The 24,845-nt window shown below is 65.2% G+C and carries 25 protein-coding genes; 14 read left to right on the top strand and 11 right to left on the bottom strand.

The features are described from left to right. Positions 1-8 precede the first annotated feature (8 nt). Entirely contained in the window at positions 9-320 is a 312-nt protein-coding gene (locus tag ACZ1JV_RS25940) for a DUF1244 domain-containing protein (protein WP_465151123.1), read from the top strand. A gap of 46 nt (positions 321-366) precedes the next feature. Here the strand turns inward: ACZ1JV_RS25940 and sugE are convergent, their stop codons facing one another. Then, positions 367-684, bottom strand: a complete 318-nt coding sequence (sugE, locus tag ACZ1JV_RS25935; RefSeq protein WP_465136961.1) for a quaternary ammonium compound efflux SMR transporter SugE — start codon at positions 682-684, stop codon at positions 367-369. 271 nt (positions 685-955) lie between these two features. Between sugE and ACZ1JV_RS25930 the strand changes: the two genes are divergently transcribed. Beyond that, positions 956-1,192, top strand: a complete 237-nt coding sequence (locus ACZ1JV_RS25930) for a DUF2312 domain-containing protein (protein ID WP_142636167.1) — start codon at positions 956-958, stop codon at positions 1,190-1,192. 111 nt (positions 1,193-1,303) lie between these two features. Here the strand turns inward: ACZ1JV_RS25930 and ACZ1JV_RS25925 are convergent, their stop codons facing one another. Next, positions 1,304-2,035: a CPBP family intramembrane glutamate endopeptidase gene (locus tag ACZ1JV_RS25925; protein ID WP_465151122.1), complete on the bottom strand. Its 732-nt coding sequence runs from the start codon at positions 2,033-2,035 to the stop codon at positions 1,304-1,306. Positions 2,036-2,249: 214 nt separating this feature from the next. Here ACZ1JV_RS25925 and ACZ1JV_RS25920 point away from each other — a divergent pair, with 214 nt between their 5' ends. The 4 genes from ACZ1JV_RS25920 (at position 2,250) to ACZ1JV_RS25905 (ending at position 4,581) form a co-directional block, all read left to right on the top strand. Then, positions 2,250-3,014 carry a YebC/PmpR family DNA-binding transcriptional regulator gene (locus ACZ1JV_RS25920; protein WP_132468669.1) on the top strand — a complete coding sequence of 255 codons (765 nt, stop codon included), beginning with the start codon at positions 2,250-2,252 and terminating at the stop codon, positions 3,012-3,014. 155 nt (positions 3,015-3,169) lie between these two features. Continuing rightward, positions 3,170-3,583, top strand: coding sequence for a hypothetical protein (locus ACZ1JV_RS25915; RefSeq protein ID WP_465151121.1), 414 nt, complete (start codon positions 3,170-3,172; stop codon positions 3,581-3,583). A 4-nt stretch (positions 3,584-3,587) separates the two neighbouring features. Beyond that, positions 3,588-4,064 (top strand): crossover junction endodeoxyribonuclease RuvC, encoded by a 477-nt coding sequence (ruvC, locus tag ACZ1JV_RS25910; protein ID WP_147220699.1) that lies wholly within the window; start codon positions 3,588-3,590, stop codon positions 4,062-4,064. A 19-nt stretch (positions 4,065-4,083) separates the two neighbouring features. Then, positions 4,084-4,581: a nucleoside deaminase gene (locus ACZ1JV_RS25905; protein ID WP_465151120.1), complete on the top strand. Its 498-nt coding sequence runs from the start codon at positions 4,084-4,086 to the stop codon at positions 4,579-4,581. Positions 4,582-4,646: 65 nt separating this feature from the next. On the opposite strand, the gene ACZ1JV_RS25900 is transcribed toward ACZ1JV_RS25905, so the two are convergent. Next, on the bottom strand, positions 4,647-6,125 hold the full coding sequence (locus ACZ1JV_RS25900) for a glycosyltransferase family protein (protein WP_465151119.1): 1,479 nt from the start codon (positions 6,123-6,125) through the stop codon (positions 4,647-4,649). Between the two features lie 169 nt (positions 6,126-6,294). On the opposite strand from ACZ1JV_RS25900, the gene ruvA reads away from it, so the two are divergent. Continuing rightward, positions 6,295-6,903 (top strand): Holliday junction branch migration protein RuvA, encoded by a 609-nt coding sequence (ruvA, locus tag ACZ1JV_RS25895; protein WP_465151118.1) that lies wholly within the window; start codon positions 6,295-6,297, stop codon positions 6,901-6,903. A 73-nt stretch (positions 6,904-6,976) separates the two neighbouring features. Continuing rightward, positions 6,977-8,011, top strand: a complete 1,035-nt coding sequence (gene ruvB, locus ACZ1JV_RS25890; protein ID WP_465151117.1) for a Holliday junction branch migration DNA helicase RuvB — start codon at positions 6,977-6,979, stop codon at positions 8,009-8,011. A 507-nt stretch (positions 8,012-8,518) separates the two neighbouring features. Here ruvB and ACZ1JV_RS25885 read toward each other — a convergent pair. The 3 genes from ACZ1JV_RS25885 to ACZ1JV_RS25875 form a co-directional block, all read right to left on the bottom strand. Further along, the gene (locus tag ACZ1JV_RS25885; protein WP_465151116.1) at positions 8,519-9,022 is read right to left on the bottom strand and encodes a hypothetical protein; all 504 of its coding nucleotides are present in this window, start codon (positions 9,020-9,022) and stop codon (positions 8,519-8,521) included. Between the two features lie 459 nt (positions 9,023-9,481). Continuing rightward, positions 9,482-12,154 (bottom strand): aconitate hydratase AcnA, encoded by a 2,673-nt coding sequence (gene acnA, locus ACZ1JV_RS25880; RefSeq protein WP_465136970.1) that lies wholly within the window; start codon positions 12,152-12,154, stop codon positions 9,482-9,484. A 174-nt stretch (positions 12,155-12,328) separates the two neighbouring features. After that, positions 12,329-13,243, bottom strand: a complete 915-nt coding sequence (locus ACZ1JV_RS25875; RefSeq protein ID WP_465136971.1) for a DMT family transporter — start codon at positions 13,241-13,243, stop codon at positions 12,329-12,331. Between the two features lie 182 nt (positions 13,244-13,425). Here ACZ1JV_RS25875 and ACZ1JV_RS25870 point away from each other — a divergent pair, with 182 nt between their 5' ends. From ACZ1JV_RS25870 to ACZ1JV_RS25860, 3 genes are all read left to right on the top strand, one after another. Further along, positions 13,426-14,943 (top strand): L,D-transpeptidase family protein, encoded by a 1,518-nt coding sequence (locus tag ACZ1JV_RS25870; protein ID WP_465151115.1) that lies wholly within the window; start codon positions 13,426-13,428, stop codon positions 14,941-14,943. A 243-nt stretch (positions 14,944-15,186) separates the two neighbouring features. Further along, complete coding sequence (locus ACZ1JV_RS25865; protein WP_465151114.1) at positions 15,187-15,468, top strand: hypothetical protein; 282 nt, start codon at positions 15,187-15,189, stop codon at positions 15,466-15,468. A 43-nt stretch (positions 15,469-15,511) separates the two neighbouring features. After that, positions 15,512-15,811, top strand: a complete 300-nt coding sequence (locus ACZ1JV_RS25860) for a hypothetical protein (protein ID WP_465151113.1) — start codon at positions 15,512-15,514, stop codon at positions 15,809-15,811. A gap of 108 nt (positions 15,812-15,919) precedes the next feature. On the opposite strand, the gene ACZ1JV_RS25855 is transcribed toward ACZ1JV_RS25860, so the two are convergent. Continuing rightward, positions 15,920-16,372, bottom strand: a complete 453-nt coding sequence (locus tag ACZ1JV_RS25855) for a YaiI/YqxD family protein (RefSeq protein ID WP_465152656.1) — start codon at positions 16,370-16,372, stop codon at positions 15,920-15,922. Between the two features lie 91 nt (positions 16,373-16,463). On the opposite strand from ACZ1JV_RS25855, the gene ACZ1JV_RS25850 reads away from it, so the two are divergent. Continuing rightward, positions 16,464-17,126 (top strand): glutathione S-transferase family protein, encoded by a 663-nt coding sequence (locus ACZ1JV_RS25850; RefSeq protein WP_465151112.1) that lies wholly within the window; start codon positions 16,464-16,466, stop codon positions 17,124-17,126. Positions 17,127-17,130: 4 nt separating this feature from the next. On the opposite strand, the gene ACZ1JV_RS25845 is transcribed toward ACZ1JV_RS25850, so the two are convergent. Together ACZ1JV_RS25845 and recQ are read right to left on the bottom strand one after the other, a co-directional pair. Further along, positions 17,131-17,577, bottom strand: coding sequence for a YiiD C-terminal domain-containing protein (locus ACZ1JV_RS25845; RefSeq protein WP_465151111.1), 447 nt, complete (start codon positions 17,575-17,577; stop codon positions 17,131-17,133). A gap of 20 nt (positions 17,578-17,597) precedes the next feature. Continuing rightward, complete coding sequence (gene recQ / locus ACZ1JV_RS25840) at positions 17,598-19,385, bottom strand: DNA helicase RecQ (protein WP_465151110.1); 1,788 nt, start codon at positions 19,383-19,385, stop codon at positions 17,598-17,600. A 149-nt stretch (positions 19,386-19,534) separates the two neighbouring features. Here recQ and ACZ1JV_RS25835 point away from each other — a divergent pair, with 149 nt between their 5' ends. Then, the gene (locus ACZ1JV_RS25835; RefSeq protein ID WP_465151109.1) at positions 19,535-20,380 is read left to right on the top strand and encodes an SDR family NAD(P)-dependent oxidoreductase; all 846 of its coding nucleotides are present in this window, start codon (positions 19,535-19,537) and stop codon (positions 20,378-20,380) included. 40 nt (positions 20,381-20,420) lie between these two features. Here ACZ1JV_RS25835 and ACZ1JV_RS25830 read toward each other — a convergent pair whose 3' ends face one another. Next, complete coding sequence (locus tag ACZ1JV_RS25830; protein WP_465136979.1) at positions 20,421-21,611, bottom strand: cation:proton antiporter; 1,191 nt, start codon at positions 21,609-21,611, stop codon at positions 20,421-20,423. A gap of 286 nt (positions 21,612-21,897) precedes the next feature. On the opposite strand from ACZ1JV_RS25830, the gene ACZ1JV_RS25825 reads away from it, so the two are divergent. After that, positions 21,898-22,200 carry a hypothetical protein gene (locus ACZ1JV_RS25825; RefSeq protein WP_465151108.1) on the top strand — a complete coding sequence of 101 codons (303 nt, stop codon included), beginning with the start codon at positions 21,898-21,900 and terminating at the stop codon, positions 22,198-22,200. Positions 22,201-22,213: 13 nt separating this feature from the next. On the opposite strand, the gene metH is transcribed toward ACZ1JV_RS25825, so the two are convergent. Next, positions 22,214-24,838, bottom strand: a complete 2,625-nt coding sequence (gene metH / locus ACZ1JV_RS25820) for a methionine synthase (RefSeq protein ID WP_465151107.1) — start codon at positions 24,836-24,838, stop codon at positions 22,214-22,216. Positions 24,839-24,845 lie beyond the last annotated feature (7 nt).

The raw sequence follows: 24,845 nt of genomic DNA, 5'->3' as shown, positions 1-24,845 counted from the left end.
GACGCGCCATGCACGAAAACAACTCTATAGACGCTCTTGATGACGCGGTTGCGGCATCGGCCTTCCGCCGGCTCGTCAAACACTTGCAGCAGCGCCACGATGCCGAGAACATCGATCTGATGGGATTGGCCGGATTCTGCCGCAATTGCTTGGCCGACTGGATCCGCGACGCCGGTTTCGAAGGCGACAAGGCCGCCGCGCGCGAAGTGATCCACGGCATGCCGTTCGCTGAATGGAAGGCGAAGTTCCAGAGCGAGGCGACGCCCGAACAACTGGCGCGGATGGAAGAGAGTGTGAAGAAAAACGGCGGCGGGCACTGAGCCTTCGCGCCGCCATCACTCCGACTAATCAGAAACCGGGACTAATTTAGGAACTGGCCAGCTTCATCAAGACCAGCCCTGCCAGGATCAGTCCGGCAGCGGCAAGGCGCAAGGGGCTGGCCGATTCGCCCATGAAGGCGATGCCCACCGCAAAAGCGCCCAGCGCACCGATGCCGGTCCACACCATGTAGGCCGTGCCCAGCGGCAGGCGCTTCATCGCCCAGGCCAGCAGCGCGAAGCTGGCGAACATCGCGGTAATCGTGATCACGCTCGGCCAGAGGCGGGTGAAGCCTTCCGAATGCTTCATGGCCGAGGCCCAGACGACCTCGAACAGGCCGGCGATGACAAGAACGATCCAGGACACGACTGCGGGCAACCTCCTAAGCGTGGTTGCCGGGCCGTCCCGGTCTTGAAGCTCCACTCTTCGATCCGGAAGGGGGGAGGCGGGAACGTGGTCGCCGCAAGGGCCAGATAGGCGGCGGGGGCGGGCAAGGCAACCGATGGCGGCGACCGGTGGACTTATCCCGCGATACGCACAGGATTTCCACAGCCCCCCGCTTTGCCCGAATCTCCGGGAGCCGCTATCAGCGCCCGCCAACTCAGATTCATCACGATATATTCCGGAGCTTTACCCGATGGCCGAAACCACCGACGATCGCCTGCGCCTCCTGATCGAGCGCGTCGAGCGCCTCGAAGAAGAAAAGAAGGGCATCGGCGACGATATCCGCGACGTTTACAACGAAGCCAAGGCCGTCGGCTATGACGTCAAGATCATGCGCCAGATCGTGCGTATCCGTAAGATGAAGCCGGATGACCGCCGCGAAATGGACATGCTGCTCGATACCTACAAGACCGCGCTCGGCATCGACTGATTCTGTCCGGCCTCACGGCCGGAAGCGGCACCGGCCCTCTCCCCCACCCGACCTCCCGAATTCTACCGGTAGGGAAGGTCGGGCGGGGGAGAAGGCCGGTGCCGTAAATTCTTACCCCCCAAGATGCACCAGCAGCATAGTCGCCGCATTGGCGCCTGCGTGCTGGAGCATCGCGGCGGGCAGGCCGATGCGCTGGCGCGTGAAGCCCAGCATCAGTGCGGCCCACAGCTGCGGCAGCACCAGCGGCAGCGTCCACGGCGAGACGCTGGGATAGTTCGTCAGGTGTACGCCCGCGAACAGCAGCGCCACGATCCAGAACACGACAGGATAGGCTGTGCGATAGCGGGCCGGCGTCTCCCGTTTGCGCAGGACGATCCATCCCGCCAGCGCCGCAATCGCCAGCGCCAGCAGCGATCCCACCAGAACGAGCGGCGCAATCGCCTTGGTGGCCACCACCAGAATCGCGAACATTCCGACGCAGCCGAGCAGCCACAGCGCGCGCGGGCGGCCCGTCTGCCAGCCGCGAAACACCATCTCTTCCGCCAGTGGCGCGATCAGCACCGTGAACGGCAGCAGCCAGCCAGAGGGCAGCTTGTCGAAGGCATCGGGCGCGGGCAGGTGCATGGCCTGCTGCCACAGGCCGATCAGCGGCAGCACCACCAGGAAAAGCCCGGCAATGTGCAGCACTTCCATTATGCCCAGCGCCGCCCATCCCGTGCGAGAGCGCAAGCCCAGAGGTGAAAGCACCACCGGGCGTTTCAGGAAGGCCGGAACCTCACGCAGCAGGTTGAGCATACGAGGCAGAGGGCGGTCAGAGGCGGCGATGTCGATCCGTGTAGCCATGGACGCTGTGCTACCTCAGGTTTCCTTGCCAAAAGATTGGGCCTGCTTCTTTCGTCTTTGGGTGAAGTGGCACGGGTCGGCACCGGAACGGGCCGGTTGCCCTTGGGTGCCGGCCTGTTGTAAGGCGCCCCCCACATCATTCACCGGACCTCATTCTCCGGCCCGTGCGGACCCGTCCGCAGGCAGGCAGACGAGCGAAGCAAGAGCGCAACCCATGGCAGGCCATTCCAAATTCAAGAACATCATGCACCGCAAGGGCGCGCAGGATAAGAAGCGCTCGGCGCAGTTCAGCAAGCTCAGCCGCGAAATCACCGTCGCCGCCAAGATGGGCATGCCCGATCCGGACATGAACCCCCGCCTGCGCGCCGCCGTCAACGCGGCCAAGGCGCAGTCGATGCCCAAGGACAACATCCAGCGCGCGATCGACAAGGCGAGCAAGGGCGATGCCGAGAACTATGAAGAAGTGCGCTACGAAGGCTACGGCCCCGGCGGCGTCGCCCTCATCGTCGAGGCGCTGACCGACAACCGCAACCGTACCGCCACCAACGTGCGCACGGCGTTCTCCAAGAACGGCGGCAACCTTGGCGCCTCGGGCGCGGTTTCGCACGGTTTCGAACGCCTCGGCCTGATCGAGTACCCCGCCAGCGTGGGTGACGAGGACAAGGTCCTCGAAGCCGCGATCGAAGCCGGTGCCGACGATGTCGAAAGCGATATGGGCGATGGCGACGAGAACCCCGGCAGCCACCAGATCTGGGTTTCGGTCGATTCGCTGCACGAAGTCGCCCGCGAACTGGAAAAGGTTCTGGGCGAGGCCGAAGGCGTGAAGCTGGCGTGGAAGCCCAACCTCACCGTCGATGTCGATGCCGACACCGCCGGCACGCTGATGAAGCTGGTCGACACCCTTGAGGACGACGACGACGTCCAGACCGTCTGGGGCAACTACGAAATCTCCGACGAAGTCATGGAGAAGCTGGGCTGACCAGCCTTCGTGTAGCGATCGTTTCCCCGGCGCTGGCCATTGCGGCGCTGGGAACGGCCTGGCTGGCATTCGCGCCGACCGGGCCGGCGATTGCGCAGAACGCTGCGCCGCTTGCCAAGCAGGTTGTCGCCAATCACTGCGCGGCGGGCGAGCGGGTGCTTTATTCCTGCACGTTCCCGCGCGGGGTGGGATCGCTCTGCGCTGACGCTACATCGCTGCATTACCGGTACGGTCCGCGCGGCAAGGCGCAGATCGACCTTGCCAGCCGGCCGGATTGGTTGAACGTCCATCAGGGTGACGTGCGCGGGCAGGGCAACGGCTATCAACGCCATGTTCGCCTGACCAACGGCCGCTTCCATTACGTCGTGTTCGAAGGGATGGACGGCAATCTCACCGACAATCCCGGCCGCACTTATTCGGGCATCGCCGTGCTGGAAGGGCCCCAGGGCGAGCGCGCCGTGGCGACGCTGACCTGCCCTGGCCGCTCGGCGCACGATCTCGACGCTCGTCTGGTGCAGGAACGCGCCGGGGCCGAGGAAGAGAACGGCCCTTTCGACATGTGGTACTGACGCCATGATCATCATCGGCCTCGACCCGGGGCTCACCTGCACCGGCTGGGGCATCGTCGCCAAGAGCGGCAGCCGCCTCAGCCATGTGGCGAACGGTCAGATCCGCACCGATGCCAAGGCCGGCATGGCGGAGCGGCTGGTCGAGCTGGACGCGGCGCTGACCGACGTGATCCTGCTCCACCGTCCCGATGCGGGCGCGGTGGAGGAAGTCTTCGTCAACGTGAACCCGCAATCGACGCTGAAGCTGGGGCAGGCGCGCGGCGTCGCCATGCTGTCGATCGCGCGCGCGGGGCTGCCGGTGGCGGAATATTCCACCAAGGTCATCAAGAAGGCGCTCGTCGGCACCGGTGGCGCCGACAAGAAGCAGATCCAGCACATGCTGAAAGTGCTGTTGCCCGGCGTGAAGCTGGCGGGCGAGGATGCCTCGGACGCGCTGGCCGTCGCCATCACCCACGCGAACATGCTGGGGAGCCACCGCTAAGGCGGCGCGTTGTTCGCGCATGACCGTGCGCGACGACGAACATTGGATGGCCGAGGCGATCCGCCTCGCCGTGCGCGAAAAGGGCACCGATCCCGCCCATACACCCATCGCCGCGCTGGTGGTGCTGGATGGCCGTCTGATAGCGTCTGGCGTCAATCGCACCGAGGAATGCTGCGACGCCACCGCCCATGCCGAGATCGAGGCGTTCCGTGCGGCGGGCAAGGCGCTCGGGTCGATGCGGATCGAGGGGGCGACGCTCTATTCCACGCTCCAGCCTTGCGGCATGTGCACGATGGCGGCGATCTGGGCGGGGGTGAACCGCATCGTCTACGGTGCCGGCCGGAACGATGTGCATCCGATGTATTTCGAGGCCCGGCACCTCTCCACGCTCGATTTCGTGGCGGATGCCTGGAAGGACGATCTGACTCTGACCGGCGGCGTTCTGCGGGAGGACTGCGCGGCACTATACTATCGCCCTTGGGATCGAGTGCCTGAGGATCAACAGGCAAACGCCTGAGCTTTCCCCGCCCGTTAAGGCCGCCCCTTATGGCCCGTCCCTTATGGCCCGTCCCTTATGGGATGTCAGCGTCGACCCGGTACGCCGCGATAGGCGGACATGGCTGGCGCCGCGTCGACATCTATCATCTTCTGGTACGACCATTCAGGAGCAGGGCCACAGCCGCCGTCGCGGCGGAACAGGCACGCTTTCCGATCGCCCATTGCATCGCACGCTTCGCGGCGCCAGCCGGGAAAGGCATGGGCCGGCGCATCCAGGATCAAGGCGTTGGCGCCTTGTGCCAATCCTGGCGGGAGGGAACCGGATGGAGGCATGGCCGATCCGGGGATCAGGAGGATGGGCACCGGCCGGGGCAGCAAGGCCGGCACCAGATGCGCTTTGAGTTCGAAATCCAGCGCGATTGCGCAAGTACGGGGATCGTCCAGCGCCTTCTGGGCGAGGCGCGGCACGGCACCACCCCCGCGAAATGCCGAATAGCCCCCGCTCTTGTATTCCGAAGCGGCCGAGGCCGCCGCCCAGGCGAAGCAGACGATCGCGATGCCCATTGGCCCCGCCATGCCCTTGCGACGATCCGCAAGGTGGTCCGCCAGCCGTACCGTGGCGATCGCCGCCAATATCAGGATGGTCAGCGTGGTCAGCCAGACGAACCGGTATTCCTTGTGGCCGATCATGCTGTGAATGAAGACGTTGACCGCCGCTGCAGCCATCAGCGGCCAATAGCGCCTTCCTGCCAGAAGCGCGGCGATCAGCGCGGGCACCATGATCGGCGCAAGGTGGGTATAGAGCCCGATCGCGTATGCGAACGGGCCCGAAATCCCGAAGCGGGCCGCCATGCCCTGGCCGATGTTCATCGAGATATTGACTGCGATCCATGCAAAGGGAACGCGCCCCATGGCAAGGTCGCTCGTCGCCCCCACCAGCGCAGCGGCCAATCCGCCCAGCAGGACCGGTTGCCAGCGTCGCCAGTCCAGCCGCAGCGATGCGATGGCCAGAACTGCGGCGAACGGTGCATACTGGATTCGTGCCAGGAGGCCGAGGCCCAGCAGGAAACCGCTTGTCGCCAGTGACCGGCTGCTAGCTGGCCGATCACCGTCGGTCAGCAGCGGTGCTGCCGCGAGCAGAAGCAGGGCGCTGGCCAGGCTTTCGGAAAGCAGCAATTCGCTGAACAGCACCGATTCCCACCAGATCCCCGCCACGAACAGGGCAACGAGGGCATGACGGCGCGATGTCAGCGCGCCCAGCCGCCAGGCGGCAGGCAGGGCCAGCAGCGTGAGTGAGGCAAAGGCGATCCGCGCTACCGATACAGCGAAGAGCTGGTTGTTCGAAAGCGAACGACCAATCCAGAGGAACAGGGCCACGAATTGCTCGATCAGCGCATTGCGCAGACCGAAATGCGCCTCCCACGGCACCAGGCCGTGCCCTGTGACAAGGCGATTGCCTTGCTCGAGATATTGCATCAGCTCATCGGCGTGCATGATCTCGAAGGGAGCGAAATGCATGATGCGCAGTGCGATGGCCGCGATGACGACCGGCCCTGCCGCCAATAAAGGCCACCGATGATCCCCCGCCCCCGCGGACATCGTGTTTCTTCCCATGACCAGGGCGTTAGCACGCATGATTTGCGCTGTCATGCCGCCCCGACAAGGCCGCCGCCGGGGACAGCCGACGAACGCGCTTGCCGTGCGACTCGCCTTCGTGCCATAGGAACAAATCATGATCGCCAAGCTTACAGGTCTGCTCGACGACACCGGCCCGGATTGGGCCCTTATTGACGTGAATGGCGTCGGTTATCTCGTCCATTGCTCGGCGCGCACGCTCGATCACCTCGGCATCCGGGGCGACAAAGTGGTGGTCCATACGGAGATGCAGGTCAGCGAGACCGACCAGCGCCTGATCGGCTTCACCAGCGGGGCGGAGCGCAACTGGTTCCGCCTGCTGACGGCAGTGCAGGGCGTGGGCTCCAAAGTGGCGCTGGCTATCCTGTCGGCGCTCACCACCGAGGAATTGCAGCGCGCCTGCGCCGGCGGCGATTCCGCCATGGTCGCACGCGCCAACGGCGTTGGGCCGAAGCTCGCCAGCCGTATCGTCAACGAGCTGAAGGACAAGGCTGGCGGCATGCCCACCGTACCCGGCGCGCCTGGGCTTGCGGTGGTGGCGGCTCCGGCCGGATTTTCCAGTGCCGATGCCGTCTCCGCGCTCCAGAACCTCGGCTTCAAGCCTGCGGTCGCCAGCATGGCGGTCGGCAAGGCGGTGGAGGAACTGGGCGAGGATGCCGGGCTCAACGACCTTGTCCGCGTGGCGCTGAAGAGGGCAGCGGGGTGACGTTTGCTCACACTCGTACCAACCGTCATCCTGAACTTGTTTCAGCGGCCATTTCACATCATGCGCCAATCCAATGACCGATAACCCCATCCTCACTTCCACCCGCCAGCCGGAGGACGCCGATGCGGCGCTGCGGCCGAAGACTTTGGCCGAATTCGTCGGGCAGGCGGCGGCGAAGGACAATCTTCGCGTGTTCATCGAAAGCGCCAAGTCGCGGCGCGAGGCGATGGATCATACGCTGTTCTTCGGCCCGCCCGGGCTCGGCAAGACGACGCTGGCGCAAATCGTCGCGCGCGAACTGGGCGTGGGTTTTCGCGCCACCAGCGGGCCGGTGATCGCCAAGGCAGGGGATCTGGCGGCGCTGCTGACCAATCTCGAACATGGCGACGTGCTGTTCATCGACGAGATCCACCGCCTCAATCCCGTGGTCGAGGAAGTGCTCTATCCGGCGATGGAGGACCGCGCGCTCGATCTGATCATCGGTGAGGGGCCGTCGGCGCGATCGGTGCGGATCGATTTGCCGCCGTTCACGCTGGTCGGCGCGACGACGCGGCAGGGCCTGCTGCAGACGCCGCTGCGCGATCGTTTCGGCATTCCGGTGCGGCTGCAGTTCTACACCGTGGAAGAGCTGGAAAAGGTCGTTACCCGCGGCGCGGGCCTGCTGGGCATCGGCATGGACAAGGGCGGCGCGACCGAGATCGCCCGCCGTTCGCGCGGCACGCCGCGCGTGGCGGGGCGCCTGATGCGCCGCGTGCGGGACTTTGCCCATGTCGCCGGTTCGGACGTGATCACCCACGCCATCGCCGACGACGCGCTGACTCGGCTGGAAGTCGATTCGATCGGCCTCGATGCACAGGATCGGCGCTATCTCCGGATGATAGCGGATATCTACAAGGGCGGTCCGGTCGGCGTGGAGACGCTGGCGGCGGGGCTTTCCGAACCGCGCGATACGATCGAGGAAGTGATCGAGCCTTACCTGATCCAGCTTGGCCTCATTGCCCGTACGGCGCGGGGACGGTGCCTGAACGATCGGGGCTGGACGCATCTGGGCATGACACCGCCGCAGCAGGGCGGTCAGGGCGGACTGTTCGATTCGCAGGCGGACTGACGCGAGCGCGCACAGCACCGTGAGCGGGGCCAAAACTGTCGGGTCTGTTTACAAACCGGGCTTACGGTAGTCCCGCTTCGGTACAGTCTTGAATCTGATCGTCAAATCGGGTGCGATTTAACGCTTTCCTGGTCCTGAAACCCGGTTAACGGCATTGTTCCCTTAACCCCTCTCTGCGCTTTGTAGTGGCATGTCGGTCTGATGCGGCGCTGGTCGCTGTCGGGAGGTCCGAGGGAGCGAAGAGAGAAACGGTATGTCGGTTCGAATGGCTTTGGCGAAACTGTCTGCCTGTGCGGCAGGGTGCGCGATCATCGGCGGCGGCGCGGTTCACGTTGCGGAAACGCAGGCGAGCGGCGTGGAATACCACAAGCTGAAGCAGGCCAAGGTGGCGAAAGTCACCAAGAAACCGGCCCGCCGCGTCATTCCTCCGCGTGCCCCGGCCCATGCCCGCCGCGACATTCCGCGTCCAAGCCCGATCGAACCGGTCTTCGCGGCGGCGCCGCCGGCCTATATTCCGCCTGCTCCCGTTGCGGCGCCGGTCGCTACCGGCGGCGGCATGGCACCTGTGGTGATCGGCGGCGGCGGATCGAGCGGTGGCTTTGGCGGTGGATTTTTCGGCGGATTCTTCGGCGGCGGTGGCGGTGGATCCAGCGGCGGCAATGTCGTCATCAGTTCCACCTCGACGTCGACCGGATCGACCTCGACATCCTCGGGCGGATCCAGTTCCAGCAGCAGCGGCGGTTCGACGTCGTCCTCTTCGTCGACCGGTGGCCTGACCTCGACCACCTCCACCGGCGGCGTCACCTCGACCACGTCGACGGGCGGGATTACCTCGACGACGACCACGGGCGGGATCACCTCGACCAGTTCGACTTCGGGCGATGTTTCGACCAGCACGTCCAGTTCGGGCAATGTCTCGACCAGTTCCAGCACGTCGAGTTCGTCTTCCACGTCCTCATCGACGTCGTCCTCCACTTCGAGTTCGACCTCCTCGTCGACTTCGTCCAGCACCAGTTCCTCTACGTCGGGTGGGTCTGGCGGTCCGCCACCACCGCCGCCGCCACACGACGTCCCCGCGCCGCCGATGCTGATCCTGTTCGGCGCCGCCGCTGCTGCCGTGATCGGCCGTCAGCGGTTGGCAAAGAAGGGATCCGCCTGAGGGCGCGGGTCCGGGCCGAGCCGACCCAAGGCGGCCGGTCTGGAGAAAGGGGTGAGCGTCGGGGGGCGCTCGCCCCTTTTTCTTTGGCCCCTTTTTCTTTGGTTTGTTTGAAATGCCTGCGGCATTTCCATGCGGCACCGGCCCACTCCCCCACCCGACCACCCATCAGGATACACTCGTGGGTGGTCGGGTGGGGGAGTGGGCCGGTGCCGCAAAATCCGCCTCGAGCGGATTTTCACAGCAAAGAAAAACCCCGCCCCGCACGAGGCGGGACGGGGCTTCCTTCTTGAGCCGGTAAGGCGGCTGGTCGCTTAGGCGGCCAGCTTGCGCAGCACGTACTGCAGGATGCCGCCGTTGTTGAAGTATTCCACTTCGTTGGCGGTATCGATGCGGCACAGCGCGGTGAAGGTGAAGGTCGAGCCGTCCGGACGGGTCACTTCGACTTCCACGTCCTGGCGCGGCTTGAGGCTGGCAACGCCCTTGATCGTGAAGGCGTCGTCGCCGGTCAGGCCCAGGGTCTGGCGGGTGTCGCCATCCTTGAACTGCAGCGGCAGCACGCCCATGCCGACCAGGTTCGAACGGTGGATACGCTCGAAGCTTTCGACGATCACGGCGCGGACGCCGAGCAGGTTGGTGCCCTTGGCCGCCCAGTCGCGCGACGAACCGGTGCCGTACTCCTTGCCGGCCACGACCACCATCGGCGTGCCCTGCTCCTTGTACTTCTGCGCGACGTCGTAGACGGGCAGAACCTCTTCACCGAAGCGGCTCATGCCGCCTTCGATGCCGGGGACCATTTCGTTGCGGATGCGGATGTTGGCGAACGTGCCGCGCATCATGACTTCGTGGTGACCACGGCGCGAACCGTAGGAGTTGAAGTCCGCCTTGGCGACCTGGTGCTCCATCAGCCACTGGCCCGCCGGGCTGTCGGCCTTGATCGAACCGGCCGGCGAGATGTGGTCGGTGGTGATCGAATCGCCGAGGATCAGCAGGGGCTTCGCCTCGATGATGTCGTTCACCGGCGCCGGCGTCATTTCCAGGCCTTCGAAGTACGGCGGGTTGGCGACATAAGTCGAACCGGCGCGCCACGAGTAGGTTTCCGAACCGGTGACGTTGATCGCCTGCCAGTGCTTGTCGCCCTTGTAGACGTCGGCATAGCGGGCCTGGAACATCGGGCGGTCCATGCAGGTGGCCATCGTTTCGGCCACTTCGTTGTTGGTCGGCCAGATGTCCTTGAGGAACACGTCGGTGCCGTCCTTGCTGACGCCGATCGGGGTGGTGGTGAAGTCTTCCACCACGGTGCCCTTCAGAGCGTAGGCGACGACCAGCGGCGGCGAGGCCAGGAAGTTCGCGCGCACGTCCGGCGAGACGCGGCCTTCGAAGTTGCGGTTGCCCGAGATGACGGCGCTGGCGACCAGGCCGTTCTCGTTGATCGCCTTCGAGATCGGTTCCGCGAGCGGGCCCGAGTTGCCGATGCAGGTGGTGCAGCCGTAACCGACGAGGTTGAAGCCGATGTTGTCGAGGTGCGACTGCAGGCCGGCCTTGTTCAGGTAGTCGGTGACGACCTGCGAACCGGGGGCGAGCGAAGTCTTGACCCAGGGCTTGGGCTTCAGGCCCAGCTCGTCGGCCTTCTTGGCGACGAGACCGGCGGCGACCAGCACGCTCGGGTTCGAGGTGTTGGTGCAGCTGGTGATGGCGGCGATCATGACGTCACCGTCACCGATGTCGAAGTCCTTGCCTTCGACGGGGACGCGCTGTGCCGACTTCTTGTAGGTTTCCGCCATGTCCTTGTTGAACACGTCGTCGACGTCGGGAAGGGCAACCCAGTCCTGCGGACGCTTCGGGCCGGCGAGCGAAGGCACGACGGTCGAGATGTCGAGTTCGAGGGTGGACGAGAAGATCGGATCGGCAGCGCCGGCTTCCATCCAGAAGCCCTGTTCCTTGGCATAGGCTTCGACGAGGGCGATCTGCTCTTCTTCACGGCCGGTGAGGCGCAGGTAGTCGAGCGTCTTGTCGTCGATGCCGAAGAAGCCGCAGGTGGCGCCGTATTCGGGAGCCATGTTGGCGAGCGTCGCACGGTCGGCCAGCGACAGCGAGGCAAGGCCGGGGCCGAAGTATTCGACGAAGCGGCCGACCACGCCGTGCTTGCGCAGCATCGAGGTGCAGGTGAGCACGAGGTCGGTGGCGGTGACGCCTTCCTTCAGCTCGCCGGTGAACTTGAAGCCGACGACTTCGGGGATGAGCATCGAGACCGGCTGGCCGAGCATCGCGGCTTCCGCCTCGATGCCGCCGACGCCCCAGCCCAGCACGCCCAGGCCGTTGACCATGGTGGTGTGGCTGTCGGTGCCGACGCAAGTGTCGGGATAGGCAACGGTTTCACCGTTCTGGTCTTCGCTGGTCCACACCGACTTGGCGATGTTTTCCAGGTTCACCTGGTGGCAGATGCCGGTGCCCGGGGGAACCGCGTAGAAGTTGGCGAGCGACTTGGAGCCCCACTTGAGGAAGTCGTAACGCTCCATGTTGCGCTGGTATTCGATCTCCACGTTCTCTTCGAACGCCTTGGGGTGACCGAATTCGTCGACCATGACCGAGTGGTCGATCACGAGGTTCACGGGGACCAGCGGGTTGATCTTGCTGGTGTCGCCGCCGAGCTTGGCGATCGCGTCGCGCATCGCGGCAAGGTCGACCACGCAGGGCACGCCGGTGAAGTCCTGCAGCAGAACGCGCGCCGGGCGGTACTGGATCTCTTCACCGGTGGTGGGGTTCTTCTGCCAATCGACCACCGCCTGAACGTGATCGGTCGAGACGGTGAAGCCGCCGTCTTCGAAGCGCAGCAAGTTTTCCAGCAGCACCTTCATCGAGAACGGCAGGCGGCTGATGTCGCCCAGCTTCTCGGAGGCTTTCTTGAGCGAGTAGTAAGCGACGTCCTTGCCGCCGACGGTCATGGTGCTGCGGGTACCGAGCGTATCCTGTCCGACCTGGGTCATTTGGGTCTTATCCCCTTCTGTATGGAGCCTGTCGCCAATAGCGCGGCCCCCTTCACGGAACCGAACTGGCCAGGTCCCGAAAAGGATCGCCGTGCTGCATCGCGACAAAGCGGAGTCTGCGGCCCCGCCGATGCGCGTTCCGGGCCTTAAGGTCAAGGGGGGCTGGCTGCTGACCTACGATGTGTGACTTGCGTTTCTTGCACCGATCCAGCAGCCGCCAACGATCAGCAACGTGCCCGCAACAGTGGCAATACCCAGCCGCTCATCGAACATCAGCCAGCCCAGCAGCGCGGCCCAGAGGAAGCCGGTATATTCGATCGGCAGCAACACTTGCGTTTCGGCGCGGGCGTAACCCCATGAAAGAAACAGCAATGCGCTGGTCGCCAGGGCTGCACCGGCGAGGATGAGGCCCAGGCTGCGCGGATCGGGAACGACCGCCAGCCACGGCGAAAAAACAAGGAAAATCAAGGTTACGCCAAGGTTCTGGAACATCGCGACTTCCACTGGCTTGGCCAGCAGGGCCTGCTTGCGCTGGAGCACGAGGTTCACCGCATAGAAGACCGAGGAGACGAGGACGGCCGCCGTTCCCTGCACCGCCTGCTCGGAATATTCCCCGCCGCCCAGCTTTCCGGCCAGAATGACGACGACCCCGACGACCCCCAGCAGGGAGGCAAGGATGGCCTGCGGTCGGATCTTTTCGCCCAGAATCAGTGCCGCGAAATAGAGCGCGATGATCGGCGAGAGGAAAGACAGGGCCATTCCTTCGGCCATAGGAATTCGTGCAAGGCCATAGAAAAAGAGCGCAGCCATCGCCGAAGTGATCGCTGCGCGCAGGGCATGGACCGACAGAACCGCGCGCGAAGGGGTAGGCCTGCCCGCCGCCAGCCACAGCGGAACGGTCATCAGCGTGCCGAACAGGTTGCGCAGCAGCAGCGCGGTGTAGACCCCCACCGCCAGCGAGGCGCCCTTGATCGTTGCGTCCATCGTGCTGAACGTGGCGATACCGGCTGCCACCGCGAGCACGGGCCCAAATCGTGCAAGCAGCGTTTGCGAGCGGTGGGCGGGTGAGGAAGGCGCGGGCGCGTGCATGGCAGTTCGCCTGTCGCCCCCTGCAAGCGCGCGCGCAAGCAATTCATCGCAGGGTCAGGCGAAATCCTTGAATTGGGCACTATATGGGGGCAAAGCGGTTTTATCCGGCAGCGGCGCTTTTCGCAGCTGCGGTTCCCCATGCATGACGACGTGGGCTCTATGACAGACAGGTTCAGGACAAGATGGCGAGTTTGAAGCGGTTCGGTTGCAGCGTGCTGGCGGTTGTCGCGGCAACGGGCCTTGTGGCGCAGCCTGTGGTGGCCCAGAAAACGGACAGCACTACGGCCCCGAAGGCCAAGAAGCTTTCGACGCCGACCTCGATCCTGCCCGCCGCGCAGGCGACGCCGCAGCCCGCCGCGACATCGCAGCCCAAGACGACGAAGGGTACGCCCTCTTCGGCGCCGACGACTGCGCCGACCTCCGTGCCGACGACGGGGCCGACCTCTGCCCCCAGCGGCGTGCCGCCGGTGGTGCCGGTTACCATCCCCGCGCCCGGCCAACCCGGCCAGCACGATGCGTTGCTGGCGGAGCCGGTGATGTCGTGGTCGCTGGCGGATGCCAAGGCGCTGCTGCAGACCATCGGCTATATCGGCAAGGAAGGTCTGGTTCCGGCCGACTACCAGCCTGCCGCGCTCAAGGCGGCCATTGCAAAAGGCGAAGGCGACGAGCTGGATCAGCTGGCCAGTCGCGTGTTCGGCTGGCTGATCGAGGATCTTCGCGACGGCCGCACGCCGATGACGGCGCGCGTGCAGTGGTTCGCCGTCGATCCCGATCAGGACGTGATGCCCACCGCGCAGATCATGGCGCAGGCGCTGTCGAACCATGACGTTGCCAGCGTGGTTGACCAGCTGGCGCCGACCAATCCGGACTATGCCGCGCTGAAGGCCGCGTACAATGCCACGCCGGTGACGGACAAGGCCAAGCGCGCGCTGATTCAGGCGAATATGGACCGCTGGCGCTGGCTCGCCCGCGATCTGGGCGACGTCTACCTGATGACCAACGTGCCGGAATTCCAGCTTCGCCTCGTAGTGAAGAACAAGATCATCCGCACGTACAAGACCGTGGTCGGCAAGCCGGGCCGCACCGCGACGCCGCAGCTGGCCGAAACGGTGACGGCGGTGGTGTTCAATCCCACCTGGACAGTGCCGCAGTCGATCGTGAAGGGTGAAGGCCTTGGCGCGAAAGTGCTGAACAATCCCGGCTGGGCGAAGTCGGCCGGCTACAAGGCGACCAAGAGCGCGGACGGCGTGATCACCGTCGTCCAGCAGCCGGGCCCGGGCAACTCGCTGGGCCTGATGAAGATCGACATGCCCAACCCGCACGCCATCTATCTGCACGACACCCCTTCGAAGCAGTATTTCAACGCCGACGTGCGCGCGTTCAGCCACGGCTGCATCCGCACCGAGCGCGCGGTGGAACTGGGCATGACGATGGCGATCCTGGGCGCGCAGAAGACTGCGACCGAAGCGGCCGACATCTCGCGCTCCGGCCAGTATACCAAGGTGGAAATGACGCGCACCTTCCCGGTCTACGTCTCCTACTTCACCTTCGCGCGCGCGATCGATGGCCAGCTGACGGCGTTCAACGACCTCTACGGCCGCGACAAGCCGGTTCTCGACAGCTTCAACGCCCCGCGTCAGCTGAAGACCACCCAGCGCGCGAGCGAGGAAGAAGTCATCAAGCTGGATAACCCGCTTTAAGGTTTGAAAATCCGCTGCCAGCGGATTTTGGCGGCACCAGCCCTCTCCCCCACCCGACCACCCGACGACAGTACCCTATGGGTGGTCGGGTGGGGGAGAGGGCTGGTGCCGCAAGCCATTCGCGGATGCGAATGGCGCACCAAGCCAAGACTCAACGCGCAGGCGATTGCCGGAACGCCAGCCTTGCCTCGGGCAGCGCGGGTGGCCACCTAGGCGGACGATGTTTGCCGAGGAAACCCGACCATGAGCGAGAACACCGACCGCATCGGCGAGGCGACCGCGCGGATCGTCGAACTCGAAGCCGAACTCGAAGCCTCCGGCACCACCACCCGCGCCGAGGCTGAATTGGCCCGTGCCAAGGCGCTGCTGCACGAATGGGTGGATAGCGTGGTTGCCGTGGTCGCCACCCCCGGCGTCGGCCGCGCCGTGCTGATCCACGACAACGGCACCGAATCGCGCATCGCCTCGCCCGATCTGCCGTTCCGGCTGGCCGTTCCGGTTTCCTTCGAGCCGCGGGACAGTTAAGCCGTCGTATACCCAGCGGTGGGCCAGCGGTGGGAGTACGACGATGGTCTGGGATTTGCGGCGTGCCCTGCTCCGCAAGGAAGAGTTCGAATCGGGGCGCCTCACCGATTTCGAGTTTCGCGAAACCGTTCGCACGCTCAAGCTGATGGCGCAGGCGTTTGGCGCCGATGAGGCGGCAGTGCTGGACGCCCTGATCGACCACGGTTTCGATGCCGCGCTACACGGCTTTCCCGAAATGCTGGGCGAGGAGACGCGCGATGCCGTCTGCCTGCGCCTGCGCAACGACGCGCGCCAGATGCTGATCCGCGAGCGGGGCGATCCCACGCCCTATCGACTGGGCTAGAGCGGTTTCCGATCCGATTGCATCGGTTCGACCGCTCTAGGTTTTTGTTTTATCGCATTTTCCGAGTCATCAGGTGATCCCACCTGATTAGAAAATGCTCTAAGGCGGTCAGACCCGCCGCAACAATTTCACCAGCATCTGGTCGAGGCTCGACAGGAACCGCGAGCGGTCTGCCTTGCTGAACGGCGGCGGTCCGCCGATCACGTCGCCACCGGCGCGCAAGTCCGCCATGATCGCGCGGGTGGCGATGGCACCGCCGATCGAGGACATGGTGAAGGGCTTGCCGTTCGGCGCCAGAACTTCAGCGCCCAGTTTCAGGCAGCGGTCGGCCAGCAGGATGTCGGCGGTGATGACCACAGTGCCCGGTGCGGTCTCTTCAACGATCCAGTCGTCGGCAGCATCGAAGGAATCGCTCACCACCTTGCGGGAGATGAGAGGCGACTGCGGCACCCGGATCGGGCTGTTGCTGACGACGACCACCGGCACCTTGTAGCGCTCGGCAACGCGGTAGGTTTCGTCCTTCACGGGGCAGGCGTCGGCGTCGATCAATATGCGGATCATGGCAGCGTCATAGCCCATGCCACGCAAATGGCGAACATGGTTGCCGAATTTGCGGTCCCGGCGCATCATGCCGCCGAACCGGAGAGCCGCCATGCCGCAGCAGCCGACGATTACCGCCTTTGCCCGCTCGCCGGATCGCGGTCGAGGGCTCGCGCGTGATATGGCGGTACGCTGGGCGCTGGAGGAAGTGGGGCAGCCCTACACCGTGCGCCTCGTCTCGTTCGAAGAGATGAAGCAGTCGGCGCATCGTTCGCGCCATCCCTTTGGGCAGATCCCGACTTATGAGCAGGGCGACCTCGCGCTGTTCGAATCCGGCGCGATCGTGCTGCACATCGCGCAGACCCATGCCGGGCTGCTGCCGCAGGATGGCGATGCGCGGGCGCGGGCGGTCATGTGGATGTTCGCCGCGCTCAGTTCGGTGGAGCCGGTGATCATGCAGCGCTCCGAAGTGCTGCTGTTCGAGCGGGAGCGGCCCTGGTACGAAACGCGCCTGCAATCGATAGAGGAGCGCATCGGCGCGCGGCTGGCGGAACTGTCGGCCCGTCTCGGCACGGCGGAATGGCTCGATGGAGCATTCAGCGCCGGCGATTTGATGATGGTGCAAGTCTTGCGCCGGCTTGGTGGATCGGATGTGCTGGCCGCCAACGAGACCGTGCTGGGCTATGTTGCGCGGGGTGAGGCGCGGCCGGCGTTCCAGCGCGCTTTCGCGGCCCAGCACGCCGTTTTCGTGGAAGCCGCGGCGGGTGACACCTGAAGGTTCAGCGAAGAAACGCCACGAACCGGCCGGTCAGGCGGCCGACGGTCGCGCCATGGCGGGTCAATTCGGACTGCACCTCGATCCGGGCGCGTTTCATCCGCTGCAGCGTCTTCACGAAGCCCGGCCATGTGGCGGGGTCTTGCAGAAATCCCCGTGCTTCGAAAGCGCCGTCGATCGGCAGATCGTAGTCCATCCGGTTGGACTGGATCACGACTTCGGCGCTGAGCCCTTCCGCCAAGAGCCGGGTATGGACCACCGACCAGGCGGCAAGGATGCCCAGCGTCGATGCGCTGCCGCCGAACACGGTGTGCTTGTGATTGATGTTGGGTTCCAGCGGCGCCGAAAGCACCACGGCACCCGGCTCGGCCGATACGACCGCCACCTGCATCGCCGCCGACAGGGGAATCTTCCGGTGCAAATAGGCTTGAAGATCGCGTTCCCTGCTCATCGGGCATCCTCTGCGAAGGTTCAGTGCTGGCGGATCACCGCCAGGAATTCCTCGCCGTAGGCCTCCAGCTTGCGCGCGCCGATGCCGCCGATTGCACCCATTTCGGTGAGCGTTGTCGGACGGGCGTTGGCCATTTCGCGCAAGGTGGCATCGTGGAAGATGACGTAGGGCGGCACCCCGGCCTGCTGGGCCAGATCGCGGCGCAGCGCGCGCAGCGCTTCGAACAGCGGATGGCCGACCGGGTTGGCGCCGCTATCGCTACTGCCGCCTCGCCGTTTGCGCTCGCGTTTGGGCGGCACGACGATGGCGACGGCGGCCTCACCCTTCAGGATGGCGCGGGCATCGCCGCCCAGCGACAACCCGCCGTGTTCGGTGGGCAACAGGCTGCCGCGAGCCTGAAGCGCGCGGGCGAGCGATTTCAGCAGCGGCTTCTCGTCCTCGGTCAGGATACCGAAGACCGAAAGCTGGTCATGCCCACGTTGCAGCACGCGGTCGTCGCTGATTCCGCAGAGCACCTTTTCGAGATGGCCGAGGCCGTAGCTCTGCCCGGTGCGGTAGACGGCCGAGAGCAGCTTGCGCGCCAGTTCGGTGACATCGACCACGCCGGCGGGATCGAGGCAGTTGTCGCAATTGCCGCAAGTCTGCGCAGGCGTTTCGCCGAAGTGGCGCAGCAGCACGGCGCGGCGGCATTCGGCGGTTTCGACGAGTGCGGCCAGCGAATCGAGGCGCTGGCGTTCGCTCTGCTGGCGGCTGGGATCGACTTCGGAAAGGCGCTGGCGGGCGCGGGCGAAGTCGTCCGCACCCCAGAACATCACCGCCACCGAAGGGTCACCGTCGCGCCCCGCGCGGCCGGTTTCCTGATAATAGGCCTCGATCGACTTGGGGATGCCGGCATGGGCGACGAAGCGCACGTCGGGCTTGTCGATGCCCATGCCGAAGGCGACCGTGGCCACCATCACCATGTCTTCGGAGGCGACGAAGGCGGCCTGATTGCGCGCGCGCACTTCGGGGTCGAGCCCGGCGTGATAGGGCAGCACGCGGCGGCCGGTGGCGGAGGCGAGCGTTTCGGCCAGTTGCTCCACGCGGGCGCGGGTGGGGGCGTAGACGATGCCGGGGCCGGGGTTTTCGTCCATCACGGCTTTAAGCTGCCGCATCGCATTCTCGCGCGGGCGGATGGCATAGCGGATGTTCGGCCGGTCGAACCCGGCGACGATCAGGCCTTCGTCTGGAATGCCGAGCTGGGCGAGGATGTCCGAACGGGTGTGATGGTCTGCCGTTGCCGTCAGCGCGAGACGCGGGACGGTGGGGAAGGCATCGAGCAGCGGCTTCAGCAGCCGGTAATCGGGCCGGAAATCGTGGCCCCATTCGGAAACGCAGTGTGCCTCGTCGATGGCGAAAAGGGCGACGCGCGACTGTTCCAGCAGTTCGCGGAAGTAGGGCTGGCTGGCGCGTTCGGGGGCGATGTAGAGCAAGTCCAGCTCGCCCGCGCGGAAGCGGTCCATCGTCTGGCCGCGATCGGCATCGGCGCTGGTCAGCGTGGCGGCGCGGATGCCGTTGGCGGTGGCCGAGCGCAACTGGTCATGCATCAGCGCGATCAGCGGGGAGACGACCACGCAGGTCCCCTCCAGCATGACGGCGGGCAACTGGTACGTCAGCGACTTGCCGGCGCCGGTGGGCATCACGGCAAGGGTGGATCGCCCCTCCAGCACGCGGGTGACGACATCCTCCTGCACGCCGCGAAAGGCGGAGAACCCGAAGGTCGCATGGAGCGCTTCGAGAGCATCAGGCAGAAGATCGGCATCGGGCACGGCCGGGCTTATGGCAGAGGCAGGGGGGCGCTGAAAACCGCTTGGCCGATGATTTCCTCCGATTCCGCCCGTTCCGCTTGCGGTTTTGCCGGAGGGGTAGTCGAGTTCGAGTTACAAAACGGCAAGTTGAGCGAATGGGAGAGGCAGCAATGACGCAGCGCGTGGCGGTGGTGACGGGGGCGAGTTCGGGCATCGGACTGGAGACGGCGCGGGCGCTGGCGGCGCAGGGTTTCCGTGTGTTCGGCGTAGGCCGCGATGCCGGGCGCTGCGCGGCGGCGCAGGCGGAACTTGGCAGCGGCGTCGAGATGCTGCGCGGCGATCTTTCGCTGCTGGCCGAGGCGGACCGGCTGGCGGACGAGATTGCCGGCAAGGTCGGCCGGGTCGACGTGCTGGTGAACAATGCCGGCGGCATGGCGCGTGAGCAGGAAATGACGGCGGAAGGCTTCGAGGCGAATTACGTCGGCAATTTCCTGGCGCCTTTCGCGCTGACGGCGCGGCTCTTGCCGCTGTTGCGCAAGGCAGCGGCGGATGCGCCTGAAGGTAGCGTGCGGATCGTCAACACCGCCTCGGACGGCAGCGAGATGATCCCCGGCATCAATCTGGGCGATCTGCAGAACCTGAACAACTGGAGCCCCGGCGCGGCCTATTGCAGCGGCAAGCTGGCCAATGTGCTCCATGCCCGTGCCTTGGCCTCGCGCGTGGAGGACGACGGCATCGTCGCTCACTCGGTTCATCCGGGTACGGTGGGCAGCAACTTCTTTGCGCATACACCGGACAGTGTGCAGGCCGCCTATGGCGATGCGCCCAAGCTCTCGCCCGAGCAGGGCGCGGATACGGTGATCTGGCTCGCTTCGGCGGAGGAACCGGGCCGGTCGAGCGGCGGCTACTGGTACGAGCGGGCCGCGCGCAAACCCAATCCACTGGTGGACGATGCCGCCTTCGTGGAGGCGTTCTGGACAGCGGCGGAAAAGCTGGCCGGCCGATCCGGCATCTGAAAATGAAAAGGCCGGGATGATGATCCCGGCCTTATCTCTATCAGCTTTCGTTCGTGCCGAGCCGTGCAAGGCGCGGCTTGACGATGGGGACGGTGAGCATCGTGCTCATCACCGCCATCAGCAGCAGTGCGGTGAAGGTTTCTGCGGTGATGATCTTCTTGTCGAGCAGTACGTTGACGAAGATGATCATGATCAGCGCCTTGGTCTGGAGCATCCAGCCGATGATCGAGGCATCGCCTTTCTTCCAGCCGAGCAGCTTTCCGGCAAGGTGAACGCCCGCCAGCTTGCCGCCGACCGAGGCGACGAGGAACAGCAGCGCTGCTCCGAAGACCATGGCGCCGCCCATCCCCCAGTTGGTGCGCAGGCCGGTGCTGAGGAAGAACACCGGCATCACCGTCAGCAGCAGGAATTCGCGGAAACCGTCGAGCTTCTCACGCGTGAACCAGTGGGCATCGAGCACGACGCCGGCGAGGAACGCGCCCACCATGAAGTGCAGGCCCGACCAGTCGGCAGCGAAGCCGACCATGGCGAGCCAGATCAGCGAGGCGTACCAGCGGTCCTGCTCATTGATGCGCTTGAACAGCGCACGGACGATCAGCGAGGCTACCGCGAAACCGATGAGGAACAGGCCCTGCCGTCCCACGCGCTCCCAGTCGACCAGGATCAGCGCCAGCACGCCCCAGATGGCGATATCGTCAAGGCTGGCATAGCGCAGCAGGCGCTGGCCTAGTGGCGCGCGGAAGATGCCGAGCTTTTCCATCAGCAGCACCAGGATCGGCAGCGCGGTGACGGCGCAGGCCATACCTATGCCCAGCACGGCTTGCGGATAGCTGCCTTCCGGCCCAATCCACCCGGGCGTCTTGAGCAGCAGCGCGGCGGCAACCGCACCGAACAGCAGCGGCGTCAGCAGCGCGCAGGCGGCGGTCAGGCTGGTTTCGCCGCGATGCTTCCAGGCGTCCGACAGGTCCAGTTCCACGCCGGCGACGAAGACGAACATCATCACCGCCCACCAGGCCACGCCGTTGAGCGCGGTCATGACTTGCGGGTTGAAGACGAAAGTGTGGAAGTCCGGCGCGATGTGCCCCAGCACGCCCGGCCCCAGCAGGATGCCGCCGATGATCTGGACGACCACCAGCGGCGCCCAATGTTCGGTGCGGAGCAGGCGCCAGACCAGATAGGGCACGCCGAGAATCACGGTCAGCGCGATCAGATAGATTTCAGTCAGGCCCATTGTGCCCCTCATCCCCCTTGTACTTTGGGTTGTACTTTGGGCCAATGCATGACGTGGAGGCGATGCTTTCGCAATGGCGCCCAAGGGCGCGCGCTGCGGGACTTGTGGAAGTCTTTTCAATGCACTGCGCGGCGGCGGAGAAATTCCGTTCATCCCAGGTGCTTGGACCATGCGCACTTTTACACAGAAAGTGCTTAGCCCGGTGGACGGCATAGCTGCGGCTATCTGAGGCGCGACGGCGGATACAAACGATTTCAGTTCCGCCCTACCTAAGGGAGTGCCTGATATGGGACGTTACTTGCACGATGCGCCTGCCAGCCTGGAAGCCACGCTGGGCGCCAGCCTTAACGAATGCCGCGTGGCGATGCTGGGCGAACTGGAATTCGCGGATACCGCGCGCATCCTCAAGACGCTGGCGCGGGAGATCGGGCATGACGAAGGCGCCGTGATCGAGCGGCTGGCCCGGCATGGTTTGGAAGCGGCGCTGGGCGAACTATCGGTGACGCAGGATTCCGGCGTGAGCGAGGCCTATCGGCGACACCGCGCCTATTGGCTGGGCGGCCGGTCAGCGCGCGACAAGGCGCACTGACCGGGATTTCCCATCAATCGAGGTTGGGGCGCAGCCAGCGTTCGGCAGTCGGCAGGTCCACGCCGCGACGGCCGGCATAGTCTTCCAGCTGGTCGCGGCCGATGCGGGCGACGCCGAAGTACGACGATTCCGGGTGGGCGAAGTAGAAGCCCGAAACCGCCGCCGTCGGCAGCATGGCCTGGCTTTCCGTCAGTACGATGCCGGCATTGTCCGATGCCTTGAGCAGATCGAACAGAATCGGCTTGAGCGAATGGTCCGGGCAGGCCGGGTATCCGGGGGCGGGGCGGATGCCGCGATATTCCTCGCGGATCAGCGCCTCGTTGGTGAACTGCTCGTCGGGCGCATAGCCCCACAGCTTGGTGCGCACGTGCTGGTGCAGACGTTCGGCAAAGGCTTCGGCGAAGCGGTCTGCCAAGGCCTTCAGCAGAATGTCCGAATAGTCGTCGTGCCCGGCCTGGAAGCGTTCAAGATGCGGCTCGATGCCGTGGATGCCCACCGCGAAGCCGCCCAGCCAGTCGTCCTGCGTGTCGATGAAGTCGGCAAGGCAGTAGTTGGCGCGGTCACGCGACTTCTTCACTTGCTGGCGCAACATCGGAAGGCGGGTGCCGTCCTCAAGAAGCACATCGTCACCGTCGCGGTGGGCGGGCCAGAAGGCGCAGACGCCCTTGGCGGTCAGCCATTTCTCGTCGATGATCTTCGCCAGCATGGCCTGCGCATCGGCGAAAAGGTTGCGGGCGCTTTCGCCCACAACTTCGTCGTTCAGGATTGCGGGATAGTTGCCTGCCAGTTCCCAGGCGCGGAAGAACGGCGTCCAGTCGAAGGTCGCGGCGAGATCGGCGAGATCCCATTCCTCGAACACGTGCAGCCCCGGCTGCACCGGCGCGGCGGGCTTCTGCGCGAAGTCCGGCTTGAAGCCGTTCTCACGCGCATCGGCGATGGGCAGCAGGTCGCTCTGGCCCTTGCCCTCGCGGGCAATGCGCACCTTCTCGTACTCGTCGGCGACCGAGGCCACGAACGGAACCGCCTGCGTGTCCGACAGCAGCTGCGAGGCGACGCCGACCGCGCGGCTGGCGTCGAGCACGTGGACCACGGGGCCCTTGTAAGCCGGATCGATGCGCAGCGCGGTGTGGACCTTGGAGGTCGTGGCGCCGCCGATCAGCAGCGGGATGTTCATCTCCGCACGCTGCATTTCCTCGGCCACGGTCACCATCTCGTCCAGCGAGGGAGTGATCAGGCCGGAAAGGCCGATGATGTCGGCATCGTTCTCGTTCGCGGATTCAAGGATCTTGCTCCACGGCACCATGACGCCAAGGTCGATCACTTCGTAGCCGTTGCACTGCAGCACGACGCCGACGATGTTCTTGCCGATGTCATGCACGTCACCCTTGACGGTGGCCATGATGATGCGGCCCTTGGCCTTGGTGCCGGCGTCCTTTTCCGCTTCGATGAAGGGGATCAGGTGGGCGACCGCCTTCTTCATCACGCGGGCGGACTTCACGACTTGCGGCAGGAACATCTTGCCCGAACCGAACAGGTCACCCACGACGTTCATGCCGCCCATCAGCGGGCCTTCGATCACCTCGATCGGGCGGCCACCGCGCGCGGCAATCGCGGCGCGGGCTTCCTCGGTATCCTCGACCACATAGGCGTCGATGCCGCGCACCAGCGCGTGCTCGATGCGCTTGACCACATCCCAGCCGCGCCATTCCTCGGCGGCCTTTTCGGCGACGGTGTCCTTGCCCTTGTAGCTTTCGGCCAGGTCGATCAGGCGCTCGGTCGAAGTCTTGCCGTCCTCACCCACGCCGGGGCGGCGCATCATGATGACGTCTTCGCAAGCCTCGCGCAGCGCGGGATCGATCTGGTCGTAGACGTCGAGCTGACCGGCGTTGACGATCGACATGTCGAGACCGGCGGGGATTGCGTGGTAAAGGAACACCGAGTGCATCGCCCGGCGCACCGTCTCGTTGCCGCGGAACGAGAACGAGAGGTTGGAGAGGCCGCCGGAGAAGTGCACGTGCGGGCAGGCGGCCTTGATCTCGGCCACCGCCTCGATGAAGTCCAGGCCGTAGCGGTCATGTTCCTCGATGCCGGTGGCGACGGCGAAGACGTTCGCGTCGAAGATGATATCCTCGGGCGGGAAGCCGATGCCGGTCAGCAGGTCATAGGCGCGCTTGCAGATCTCGACCTTGCGCTCCTTGGTGTCCGCCTGGCCGGTTTCGTCGAAAGCCATGACAACCACGGCGGCGCCGTAGTTCATGCACTTGCGCGCCTGCTCCAGGAACGGCTCCACGCCTTCCTTCATCGAGATCGAATTGACGATCGGCTTGCCGGACACGCACTTGAGGCCGGCCTCGATCACGTCCCACTTGGAGCTGTCGACCATCACCGGCACGCGGGCGATGTCGGGCTCGGCCGCGATCAGGTTGAGGTAGGTGGTCATGGCCTCGACCGCGTCCAGCAGGCCTTCGTCCATGTTGACGTCGATCACTTGCGCGCCGTTTTCCACCTGCTGGCGGGCCACTTCGATCGCGGCGGGATAGTCGCCGGCCATGATCAGCTTCTTGAACTTGGCCGAGCCGGTGACGTTGGTGCGCTCGCCGATATTGACGAAACGGGCGCCGGAAGCAGTCGAGGTCATGGGTCTG

Source organism: Novosphingobium sp. BL-S-19 (genome assembly GCF_055521675.1).
Note: the sequence above shows the minus strand (reverse complement) of the source record. Positions and strands in the feature narration are given on the sequence as shown.

Excerpts from the sequence above, each read along its gene's own strand:
- ACZ1JV_RS25845 (WP_465151111.1), bottom strand. The coding sequence starts at position 17,577 with ATGAGCAGGGAACGCGATCTTCAAGCCTATTTGCACCGGAAGATTCCC.
- ACZ1JV_RS25875 (WP_465136971.1), bottom strand. The coding sequence starts at position 13,243 with ATGCACGCGCCCGCGCCTTCCTCACCCGCCCACCGCTCGCAAACGCTG.
- ACZ1JV_RS25865 (WP_465151114.1), top strand. The coding sequence starts at position 15,187 with ATGAGCGAGAACACCGACCGCATCGGCGAGGCGACCGCGCGGATCGTC.
- metH (WP_465151107.1), bottom strand. The coding sequence starts at position 24,838 with ATGACCTCGACTGCTTCCGGCGCCCGTTTCGTCAATATCGGCGAGCGC.
- ruvB (WP_465151117.1), top strand. The coding sequence starts at position 6,977 with ATGACCGATAACCCCATCCTCACTTCCACCCGCCAGCCGGAGGACGCC.
- ACZ1JV_RS25835 (WP_465151109.1), top strand. The coding sequence starts at position 19,535 with ATGACGCAGCGCGTGGCGGTGGTGACGGGGGCGAGTTCGGGCATCGGA.
- ACZ1JV_RS25870 (WP_465151115.1), top strand. The coding sequence starts at position 13,426 with ATGGCGAGTTTGAAGCGGTTCGGTTGCAGCGTGCTGGCGGTTGTCGCG.
- ruvC (WP_147220699.1), top strand. The coding sequence starts at position 3,588 with ATGATCATCATCGGCCTCGACCCGGGGCTCACCTGCACCGGCTGGGGC.
- ACZ1JV_RS25855 (WP_465152656.1), bottom strand. The coding sequence starts at position 16,372 with ATGATCCGCATATTGATCGACGCCGACGCCTGCCCCGTGAAGGACGAA.
- ACZ1JV_RS25825 (WP_465151108.1), top strand. The coding sequence starts at position 21,898 with ATGGGACGTTACTTGCACGATGCGCCTGCCAGCCTGGAAGCCACGCTG.
- ACZ1JV_RS25830 (WP_465136979.1), bottom strand. The coding sequence starts at position 21,611 with ATGGGCCTGACTGAAATCTATCTGATCGCGCTGACCGTGATTCTCGGC.
- ACZ1JV_RS25930 (WP_142636167.1), top strand. The coding sequence starts at position 956 with ATGGCCGAAACCACCGACGATCGCCTGCGCCTCCTGATCGAGCGCGTC.
- ruvA (WP_465151118.1), top strand. The coding sequence starts at position 6,295 with ATGATCGCCAAGCTTACAGGTCTGCTCGACGACACCGGCCCGGATTGG.
- ACZ1JV_RS25850 (WP_465151112.1), top strand. The coding sequence starts at position 16,464 with ATGCCGCAGCAGCCGACGATTACCGCCTTTGCCCGCTCGCCGGATCGC.
- ACZ1JV_RS25905 (WP_465151120.1), top strand. The coding sequence starts at position 4,084 with ATGACCGTGCGCGACGACGAACATTGGATGGCCGAGGCGATCCGCCTC.
- ACZ1JV_RS25925 (WP_465151122.1), bottom strand. The coding sequence starts at position 2,035 with ATGGCTACACGGATCGACATCGCCGCCTCTGACCGCCCTCTGCCTCGT.
- ACZ1JV_RS25940 (WP_465151123.1), top strand. The coding sequence starts at position 9 with ATGCACGAAAACAACTCTATAGACGCTCTTGATGACGCGGTTGCGGCA.
- acnA (WP_465136970.1), bottom strand. The coding sequence starts at position 12,154 with ATGACCCAGGTCGGACAGGATACGCTCGGTACCCGCAGCACCATGACC.
- ACZ1JV_RS25920 (WP_132468669.1), top strand. The coding sequence starts at position 2,250 with ATGGCAGGCCATTCCAAATTCAAGAACATCATGCACCGCAAGGGCGCG.
- ACZ1JV_RS25860 (WP_465151113.1), top strand. The coding sequence starts at position 15,512 with ATGGTCTGGGATTTGCGGCGTGCCCTGCTCCGCAAGGAAGAGTTCGAA.